We start from the raw sequence: 10,347 nt of genomic DNA, 5'->3' as shown, positions 1-10,347 counted from the left end.
GCTTGCGAGCGAGGCGGCTTCCGCCATGCCCCAGGAAAGCGTCCGTCAAATTTAGCTGAAAGAACGTGTCTTTTTCTTTGTCTCACTTTCGTGGGTCAGTTCCAAACACGTTATTTTCTTTTTTTAGCGTTCGCAACGAAAAACCGGCACCGCGCCACAGCGCGATGCCGGTTTTTCTTATGCTCATAGGAGCGGTTGTCTTTACACGTATGTCAAAGCCTCTTTTTTTGCGTAAGTCTCATTATTTTTTCAAGCGCAGACGTGCACAGCGTTTTTTCGTTTCAATGAATAATTCATCTAACTGACGATAGCATGCATATTGTCCTGGACGTGTTTTTACAAATTGCAAACGTTCCATACCATTGATTGGCAACACTTCATATGTTTCGCTCACTTGTAAGGCATCTGTTGTATTTGAAGCATTTTGAATAAATTGCTCGTAATGTACAATCGCTTGCTCCATTAAAGCTTTCACCGCTTTATCACGATTATGATGTGCTTCATGAATTGCACGTTCTTGTGTTTCCCACATTGCAAACCATTCATCTACCGCTTCTTTTGAAATTTTTTCTTTATGTGCTTCTATCATCGGGTGACAAGTCCTTTCTTAAAACGCTTCTGCCCTTCTCGACAGTCATCAAATAATGGGCATGTATGACACCCTGGACGTTGCGCCTTACAATGATAGCGACCAAAGAAAATCATTTGATGATGTGCTTTATTCCAGCGCTCAATTGGCGTTTTACGCATAATTGTTTGTTCAACCTCTAAGACACTATCTTTCCAGCGACAAAGGCCTAAACGCTTCGTAATACGCTCTACATGCGTATCAACTGCCATTGCAGGTACATTGAAGGCAACCGATAATACGACATTTGCTGTTTTACGCCCTACGCCGGGCAAAGTAACAAGTTCTTCACGGTCTGCTGGAATCTCGCCATTATAAACGTCTAATAAACGCTGGCATAGCTTTTGAATATTTTTCGCTTTACTACGAAATAAACCGATTGAACGAATATCTTGCTCAAGCTCTTCAAGAGGCACCGCCAAATAATCTTCTGGTGTTTTATATTTTTGAAACAATGTTTTCGTCACTTTATTAACGAGTACATCGGTACATTGCGCAGATAATAACGTCGCAATCGTTAATTCAAACGGATTATCATGGACGAGTTCACATTGCGCATCTGGGAACATCGCATCCATCTCATCTAAACAATGTAACCATTGCTTAATTGTTAACATGCTATTCCTCCTCTTCTAGCCAATTGTAAAAAGGCGCCCGTTTGACAGGTTGCGTTAGTTCAGGCTGCTGTTGTAGTTGCTTTTTCAAATTATGATCACGGAAGTTCTGCGCATAACGATCCGCTTCTTCAACCGTTTTAATATTGTTTTTCTTCCAATCAAATAAAATACGGTCAATGTAACGCATCGTTACTTTTTGTGCTAATACGGCTTCCATAAGTGCCTTACGAATTAAAGCAGGTGTGTGATGATCTTGGTCTAACCACATCGCCACAGTTTCTGCTTCCATTGGTGATAAAAGACGACCAAATTCTTGCTCAAATAAGCGGAATAATTCGCCTTCTTCAATCTCAATTTGTTGTTCTTGCACTTGTTGTTTTTCATTTGTTGCACAATCTAGTAATCGCATCCACAGTGGCATTAAATTAATTTGTTCATAAAGAACACCATCTGTAATATTTTGTACAATTTCAATGTAGCCATTTTGCATTAAGCGTTGCATCGCAGCTGAAATCGCATCAGCTGATAAATGCATACGTTCTGCAATACGATTTGGCGTTGGGAATAATTCGCCTTCATCATGAAATGCCTGTAAATGCATAATAAGCATGGCATCATTGTCGGCAATCATAAGCTCTTTATAATATTGAAAAAAGAGCTGTGAAATGGTCACATTTCCACGCTCAATCCACGTTTGGAGCCTTTTTTGTTGTTCGTTCACGTATGACTCCTCCAATGCAAAATTGTTATGTCTTCTCAGACGTTCAATGCTCATTATAACACTACCTATTCGCGCTTTGCTACCTTTGAAATGGTTCAACTTTTTTATCGTTTCTATAAAAAAGAACCACATTTCTTTTGAAATGTGGTTCGACTGACTGTTGTAACTTTTCCTGCCCTGTCTGGTGGGCAAGGTCATTGCTAGAAATGGTCTGGATTTCTAGCAATGCTAGCTGCTTACTAAACGTACTATGGGTAAATACGGTTTAATAAACGTGGGAATGGAATTGTTTCACGTACATGCTCTGCACCTGTAATCCATGCAACGGTACGTTCTAAACCTAAACCAAAACCTGAGTGAGGAACTGAACCGAATTCGCGTAGTTGTAAGTACCATGCGTATGCTTCTGGGTCTAAACCAGCTGCTTCGATTTGTTCTTTCATTAATTTATGATCCCAAATACGTTCAGAACCACCGATAATTTCACCATAGCCTTCTGGTGCGATTAAGTCAGCGCAAAGCACGACATCGTCACGATCTGGGTGTGGTTGCATATAGAATGGTTTGATACCTTTCGGATAACATGTGATAAATACTGGTAAATCAAAGTGATTTGCAATAGCTGTTTCATGTGGTGCACCGAAGTCATCACCCCACTGAATATCATCAAAGCCTTCTTTGTGTAAAAATTCGATGGCATCATCATAAGAAATACGTGGGAATGGCGCTGTTACTTTTTCAAGCTTCGCTGTGTCACGACCAAGTACTTCAAGCTCTAATTTACAATTTTTCAGTACAGATTGAACAACATGTGCAACAAATTGTTCTTGTACTTCAAGTGATTCATCATGTTCAACGAACGCCATTTCTGGTTCAATCATCCAGAACTCGATTAAGTGGCGACGTGTTTTTGATTTTTCGGCACGGAATGTTGGACCGAATGAGAAAACTTTACCAAGTGCCATTGCAGCAGCTTCCATGTAAAGTTGGCCTGATTGAGAAAGGTATGCATCTTGATCGAAATATTTTGTATGGAATAATTCAGATGTTCCTTCTGGTGCAGAACCTGTTAAGATTGGTGGATCGACTTTTTTGAAGCCATTATCATTAAAGAACTCATATGTTGCACGAATAATTTCATTACGTACGACCATATTAGCGTGTTGTTTTTTAGAACGTAACCATAAGTGACGGTTGTCCATTAAAAATTCAACACCGTGTTCTTTTGGTGTGATCGGATAATCATGTGCTTCTCCGATAACTTCAATTCCTGTTACTTGTAGTTCGTAACCGAATGAAGAGCGTGTATCTTCTGTTACTTCACCTGTTACATACATTGATGTTTCTTGGTGAAGTGCTTTTGCTGTTGCAAAAACCTCTTCATCGTTTGCTTTTACGACAACGCCTTGCACGAAGCCTGAGCCGTCACGTAATTGTAGAAATGCGATTTTACCGCTTGAACGTTTGTTAAATAACCAAGCGCCAATGGTAACTGTTTCACCGACATGCTTAGGCATATCTGAAATCATAATTTTTGTCATAGTATCCTCCATTTAACAGCGATTCGCTATAGTTTTCATTACCATTATATACAAACATCTAGCAAAAGACATAATTATTTCTATTTTACATTACAAATTCGTAATTCGCTTCCACCAATTACCTGAAGTGTATGTGATATACACGTAATTCAGTTTGTCATTTTTTGTTTTATACGTTATTTCCCATACCGCACCTGGTTTTTCTAAACCCAGCTTCGTATGGAGCACGCGTTTCATATTTGGATCTTTTTTCTTGACGATTTCCACTGCTTCTTCTGCTGAAATGCCATTTTTCATTTTCAGTGCAGGTCCTTTTTGATTGACCTGATCTTGCAATACAAAGATCGCCTTATCTTTATTTTTGCTATCCTTACCAATTACCGTCACATACGAAGATGTCCCATTGTAGACGTAAGATTCGCTTACTTCTTTTAACTGCTTATTTTGAATGACGGCATCTTCTGCTTGGCTTTCAATGCTACGAAACGGTGAGTATGCACTCCAACCGATAATAACGACTAACACGAGTGCCAAACAAACGAAAAATATGGATAAGAATTTTAACCAGTTTTTCATGTTATCACCTTATACGTTTAAGTTGTACGAACCTGTTCATACTTCATCATTATACCAATGTTCTAATTGTAACACCATATCCCCAAGCGGAACTTTTTCAACAGGGACATTTGGTAGAGCATCTAAAAACTGATGGCCATATGATTTTGTCTCAATTCGGCGATCCAAAATAATAAATGCCCCCTTATCATGTGACGAACGAATTAAACGGCCAAAGCCCTGTTTAAAGCGAATAATCGCCTCGGGAAGAGATAGTTTATAAAATGAATTCATGCCTTTTGCCTGTAATGCATCTGCTTTTGCTTTAAACACCGGTTCGTTTGGTGAGGTAAAAGGCAAACGCACAACAATAACTGCTGACAATGCATCCCCTGGTACATCAACACCTTCCCAGAAGGAATTTGTGCCAAATAATACCGAGCGCTCGAATTTTTGGAACATTTTTAATAGCTTCATGCGGCTACCACTTGAAACACCTTGTGCAAACAGCATAAATTCTTCAAGTTGGTCGGTTTCTTGAATAAGCATAACGGTCTTTTTCAACATTTCCTGCGATGTAAATAATACAAAGCATCGACCATTTGTAGCAAGCACCGTTTCAACAATCGCCTGTGCCACATGCTCAATGTAAATCATTTGTGATACGCCTTTAATATCTGGCATATCGTCCACAATATATACTTGTGCGCCTTCATAATAGGAAGCAGGTGCTTGGAATTGATACAACGGCACCGACGCATCAATTCCTAGCTGATTGGCAATAAAGCGCGTATTCTCGGGAGCTGTTAATGTACCAGATGCCCATACAATTCCCATTTTGCCACGGAATTTATCAAAAACACTCATAACCGTGCGCTTAATACTTAACGGTTTTTTCATAATTTGAATACTTCCTGGTAAGCTACGGGCATCAAGCTCTAGCCACATCGTTTCAGCACGGCGTTGTTGTAAGAACAAAGCATCCCACTCTGCATGTTTTAATGCTAATTCGTCTAGCCAGTAATGCCAATCATCTAATGTTGCCTGCTGTGATAAAGGCAATTCATCTACTTGTTGTAAATAAACAGTCGTCAGTTGCTTAGCACTTGCTAAAAAGCGTCCTAAATGTTGACTAACTTCGCGTAGTAAAAGTTGCTCAATTTGCACATCTTGCCATAAAAATGTATATTTCATTGACCTTGTAACACCGGCTGGTAAATTTAAATACTTCGTCATTTGTTTCATGGCGCGTTCAAAGGAATCCAGCATATTGCCAAAATATTGCTGACACTCGAGCACCTTGCGAATATGAACACGTCCTGATGACTCGATACGTGCATAGAAATCATGCTCGAGTGTGCGCTGAGACATCGAGCCTAATTGACCGAGTACATACTTCCATTCTCGATATAAAAACACCGTTTCTTCACGTACCATTGCCGCTTGCACCATCTGATGCGCCTCATCAATAATCCAGCCATCAATATTGTTTAGAATCGGTTCTGAACGCTGTAGATCCGCAACAACCATCGCATGATTCGTCACAATTAAATCGGCTGACTTACATTGCTCAAGTGCTGCCAAATAAAAGTCAAAAGCTCCCTTGCGACGCGTATCTTTTGTGGTGTCACTACGACGTACCTTTTCTAAAAATAAATGGCCGCCACCTGATAAATTTAGTTCCGTCAAGTCCCCAGATGTCGTTTCTGCTAACCACGTAATAAATTGCATCTTCGCAAAGTTCTCATCATAGGAATCATCGAATACTTGAACCATATCACTAAAACGGTCAATATCGACATAATGCTTCATGCCTTTTAATACCGCAATATTCGCTTTCATACCAATAATGGCTTCGGCTTTTGGCAATTCCTCCATTAACAACTGCTCTTGTAAATGTGAGGTATATGTACTAATGACCATTTTGCCGTCATGACGCGCCGTATAAATCATCGCTGGAATCAAATAGGCTAATGTCTTGCCGATACCTGTTGATGCTTCCATCAATACTTCTTGTCGATTATTTAATGAATTCCAGACACTATCCATCATACGGAATTGACCGTCACGAATTTCAAATCGTTCAAACTGAGCTTCAAACAATGTTTTCTTCGCTTCTAGTGATGCTGGGTAACTACATTTTTTCACCTGTTCTTTTACTACAGGTACCTGTTCTTTTAATGTGACGCCACGGTATATCGTATACCCTATTGGTTTTTTCGTACCTTGCCTTTTCTCACGAATAACGTCAAAAAGCAACGCTGAAATATTGGTTTTCGCCTTAAAAGAACGCTTATGCAATTGTTCAAGCACACGTAGTGGTAACTGTAGCATTTTATCGTAACATGCCTTTAATAAATAGGCGGTCGCTAAGGCATCATCATCTGCACGATGGGCTTTTTGGTGAATGATACCAAGCTCTAACGCTAAGTCTTGCAACTTATAGCTATACGATGTTGGGAATAAAATTTTCGCTAATTCAACCGTATCAAGTGATTTCCCTTGCCATAACGGAATCCCACAGCGCGTAAACTCTGATTGTAAAAATGGTAAATCAAAGTCGATGTTATGCGCGACAAAAACCGTCCCCTGTAGTTTTTCATATACGTCGTATGCGATGTCCTGAAATGGCAACGCATGCGCGACATCCGCGTTTGAAATATCAGTTAAATCCTCAATAAACGACGGGATGTTTTGCTCTGGATTAACAAATTTCGTGTAAGTATCCACGACTTGCCAATCTTTCATAAACACAATCGCAATTTGAATAATGCGGTCGCCTTGCTTTGAAGAATGCCCTGTTGTTTCTAAATCAACAACAGCATACGTTTGACTTTCCATAAATACTTCACACTTTCCGTTCATAATATACTTGATTTTATCATATATCCTACATGTAAGCCTACTAGATTCCTGTAATAAAAAAGAGAGGCTCCGCGTATAATGCGAATCCTCTCCTTTTTATGGTTCTAATGAAATATCGGCCGAATAAACACCTTTAATTTCACCATTATCTAATTTAATTTTTAAGACGCCATCATCTGTAATTTCAACAGCTTCCCCAATTAGAACATCACGTAATGTTGTCGCTTTAATGCGCTGACCTAGTGTGCATGAATAGCTTTCCCATTGTTTTTTAATGTTTTCAAAGCCTTCTATTACATACTCAGCGCTATAGTGTTCTAGATAGAATAAAATACGCGCAGTTAATTCTGCACGATCAATTTCTTTTTTTGCCTGTAATTTTAATGACGTCGCAATGCCTTGAATTTCTTCAGGGAAATCTTGTTGCTCATGGTTCACATTAATACCAATACCCATAATAAGTGCATTCACAAGATCTGGTTCAGACTGCATTTCAGTTAAAATGCCGGTGCATTTCAAGCCATTAATTAATAAGTCATTTGGCCATTTAATTGCCGGGCGCACGCCTGTTACGTCTTCAATACCTCGCGCAACAGCAACTGCTGCTACGAGCGTAAACTGCGGTGCTTTATGTGTTGGCACATCTGGACGTAAAATAACACTCATCCAAATTCCTTTCCCCTTTTGTGACTGCCATTCGCGCATCATACGACCGCGTCCTGCTGTTTGCTCCTCACAAATAACAAGTGTGCCTTCTTTTGCACCCTCCTGTGCAAGTCGGTGAGCAGTTGGTTGTGTCGAATCGAGTACTTCTTCATAAAAAATAGTATGGCCGAAATGTGTTGTTTCAAGTAGGGCTTTAATTTTTGCTGGGTCTAAATTATTCGCTGCTTGTTTTAAAATATAGCCTTTTTTACGAATGGTTTCGATTTCATAGCCTTCTTCTTTTAATTGGTTAATATGTTTCCAAATCGCTGTGCGTGAAATATTTAATTCATCTGCGATTTGTTGACCAGATAGTGGTTCATTTCCAGCCGCTTGGAGCCGTTTTAGTAATTCATATTTAAAATTTCCACTCACGTTCAAACCATCCCCTTATGTGTTGTTCGTCGTTTAGAATCGTCCCATCCAACACACCATTTAATAGTTGTTGTAATGCTTCTTTTAACCATGGCCCACCCTTCTGACCACTCCAGGCTAAAAATTCCTTGCCTGTTACGGCAAGATCATTTTTTTGTTGAATCGGTAGCGCTGCTTTAGTTGCTAAAATGTCTTCCACGGTATGATTCGTCTGCCATACATGGTTGGCAATCATCGTAGCGGCTTGCCACACCACTTCGTCAAGATCAAATAACTCACGTGGTGTCGGTGCCGTTTTTAGCGTTTGTAATGCCTGAAATACATGCTTCACAAAGCGCTGTTCCTTATTTGATCCACGATAGCGAGAAATCAGCTGCACATCTTGCTCTAGGTAACTAAAGAACGCCCAACCAGTTAATGAATCTTGTGCTTTAAAGCCGCGCCACTGCTCAATTGTTTGAAATGAACCCGGTAAATATGTAGAGAGCCCTGTATCAACAAGTAACTGAAAAGCTCGATATGGCTGTCCACTACGAACAATTTGATCAAACTCCGCTTTAATGCGCTCAATGGCAATAAAGCGTAAATCTGCAGCGCGTTTTTTCATCGCGGTATACGTCTGCTGTTCAACATCAAAGTTTAATTTTGCGCTAAAACGTACAGCACGTAACATACGCAGTGCATCTTCTGCAAAGCGTTCCTCGGCCACACCAACTGCGCGAACGATATGTGCTGCTAAATCATCTTGCCCACCAAATAAATCAACGATGTCCGTTTTTGAACGTAGTGCCATTGCGTTAATCGTAAAATCACGACGACGCAAATCCTCCGCTAAATCCGTCACAAAATCAACGTTATCCGGGCGCCGGTGGTCTGCATATGTGCCTTCTGTACGGAATGTTGTGACCTCAATTGGTTCACCCATATCAAGTACAAGAATCGTGCCATGTTCAATACCAATATCGACCGTTTTTTGAAAAACCGTTTTCGTTTGTTTCGGCGTTGCACTCGTTGCGACATCGACATCATGCACGGGTACACCTAATAATGTATCGCGCACTGCGCCGCCAACAACGACTGCGTCATAGCCTGCTAGCTGCAAAGCATCAATAACCTTGAAGGCTGCATCAAATTGCATCGTTGTCATGACGTGCCACCTTCTCATACAATACTTCATATTGTTCAACAATTTTTTCTGCACGGAAATGCTCATGTGCATGTTTTCGTGCTGCTTCACTAAATGAAGCTAGCTTCGCATCATCCTGTAATAACGAAATAGCTTTTTTTGCTGCCGCTTCGGTATCGCCTAATTCAACAATATAGCCATTTTCACCTTCGACAATGACTTCTGGAATCCCACCAATATTCGTTCCAATACCTGGTACACTACAAGCCATTGCTTCGAGCAATACAAGACCAAACGCTTCTTTTGAAGACATCAGTAGTTTTAAATCACTAATAGAATATAATTCAGCTAAATTATCTTGACGACCAAGGAATAAAATATCATCTGTATAGTCGCTCGCACGTGCTTGTTTCATCACTTCATGCTTTTCTGGTCCATCTCCAACAAGTAATAACTTCGCTGGAACTTCTCGGCGAATTTTCAAAAATGTTTCCACAACATCAGGTACATGCTTCACCTTACGGAAGTTCGACACATGGATAATGACTTTTTCATGGGCTGCAATGCCAAAGCCTTCTTTTAACTCTGCATTATCACGTTTATAATATTCACGCATATCGACAAAATTATAAATCGTTTCAATTGGTTTTGTCGTGTCGATTAATTCATAGGTTTGTTGTTTTAGTGAATCTGAAACAGCTGTAACAATATCTGATTTATCGATACCGTATTTAATAGCTGTTTGTAATAATGTATCCTCTCCTAGTACAGTAATATCCGTACCATGAAGTGTTGTGACGATACCGATATTACAGCCACACATATCTCTCGCAAGCACTGCGCAGACCGCATGTGGAATCGCATAATGCATATGCAACACATCCAATTGTTCTTCTTTTATTACATCTGCAATTTTACTTGCCAGCGCTAAATCGTACGGTGGATATTGGAATACCGAATAATTATTAACTTCCACTTCATGGAAGAAAATATTTGGATACACTTTATTTAAGCGAAACGGCATGCTGGATGTAATGAAATGAATTTCATGCCCGCGCTCCGCTAGCATTTTCCCAAGCTCTGTCGCCATAACGCCAGAGCCACCGACTGTCGGATAGCACGTAATTCCTATTTTTAATTTTCTCATCCGACCCGTCCTTTCTTTGTTGTTCAATATCATACTAAAGGTGTAGCTACGATTAGCTACACCTTAT

General features: G+C 40.1%; 9 protein-coding genes. All 9 read right to left on the bottom strand.

Going from position 1 to position 10,347, the window contains the following annotated elements; genetic code table 11:
• Positions 1 to 241 precede the first annotated feature (241 nt).
• A complete protein-coding gene (locus ACFSY7_RS06395) occupies positions 242 to 589 on the bottom strand; it encodes a YpoC family protein (protein WP_020189633.1) in 348 nt (115 codons plus the stop codon).
• Positions 586 to 1,245, bottom strand: a complete 660-nt coding sequence (gene nth, locus ACFSY7_RS06390) for an endonuclease III (RefSeq protein WP_126990654.1) — start codon at positions 1,243 to 1,245, stop codon at positions 586 to 588. The genes ACFSY7_RS06395 and nth overlap by 4 nt, the downstream gene beginning before the upstream one ends.
• A 1-nt stretch (position 1,246) precedes the next feature.
• The gene (locus ACFSY7_RS06385) at positions 1,247 to 1,966 is read right to left on the bottom strand and encodes a DnaD domain protein (protein ID WP_380147245.1); all 720 of its coding nucleotides are present in this window, start codon (positions 1,964 to 1,966) and stop codon (positions 1,247 to 1,249) included.
• A 248-nt stretch (positions 1,967 to 2,214) separates the two neighbouring features.
• Positions 2,215 to 3,507 carry an asparagine--tRNA ligase gene (gene asnS / locus ACFSY7_RS06380; RefSeq protein WP_126990656.1) on the bottom strand — a complete coding sequence of 431 codons (1,293 nt, stop codon included), beginning with the start codon at positions 3,505 to 3,507 and terminating at the stop codon, positions 2,215 to 2,217.
• Between the two features lie 90 nt (positions 3,508 to 3,597).
• Positions 3,598 to 4,083, bottom strand: coding sequence for a cell wall elongation regulator TseB-like domain-containing protein (locus tag ACFSY7_RS06375; protein ID WP_380147244.1), 486 nt, complete (start codon positions 4,081 to 4,083; stop codon positions 3,598 to 3,600).
• A gap of 36 nt (positions 4,084 to 4,119) precedes the next feature.
• Complete coding sequence (gene dinG, locus ACFSY7_RS06370) at positions 4,120 to 6,927, bottom strand: ATP-dependent DNA helicase DinG (RefSeq protein ID WP_449274623.1); 2,808 nt, start codon at positions 6,925 to 6,927, stop codon at positions 4,120 to 4,122.
• Between the two features lie 96 nt (positions 6,928 to 7,023).
• Complete coding sequence (locus tag ACFSY7_RS06365; RefSeq protein WP_380147243.1) at positions 7,024 to 8,007, bottom strand: biotin--[acetyl-CoA-carboxylase] ligase; 984 nt, start codon at positions 8,005 to 8,007, stop codon at positions 7,024 to 7,026.
• On the bottom strand, positions 7,991 to 9,154 hold the full coding sequence (locus ACFSY7_RS06360) for a CCA tRNA nucleotidyltransferase (protein ID WP_380147242.1): 1,164 nt from the start codon (positions 9,152 to 9,154) through the stop codon (positions 7,991 to 7,993). Before ACFSY7_RS06360 ends, ACFSY7_RS06365 begins: the two co-directional genes overlap by 17 nt.
• Positions 9,135 to 10,280: an N-acetyl-alpha-D-glucosaminyl L-malate synthase BshA gene (bshA, locus tag ACFSY7_RS06355; protein WP_020189625.1), complete on the bottom strand. Its 1,146-nt coding sequence runs from the start codon at positions 10,278 to 10,280 to the stop codon at positions 9,135 to 9,137. The genes ACFSY7_RS06360 and bshA overlap by 20 nt, the downstream gene beginning before the upstream one ends.
• Between the last annotated feature and the right edge of the window lie 67 nt (positions 10,281 to 10,347).

The organism is Kurthia populi (assembly GCF_042686175.1).
Lineage (GTDB): Bacteria > Bacillota > Bacilli > Bacillales_A > Planococcaceae > Kurthia > Kurthia populi.
This window is presented reverse-complemented; position numbering and strand designations above follow the sequence as displayed.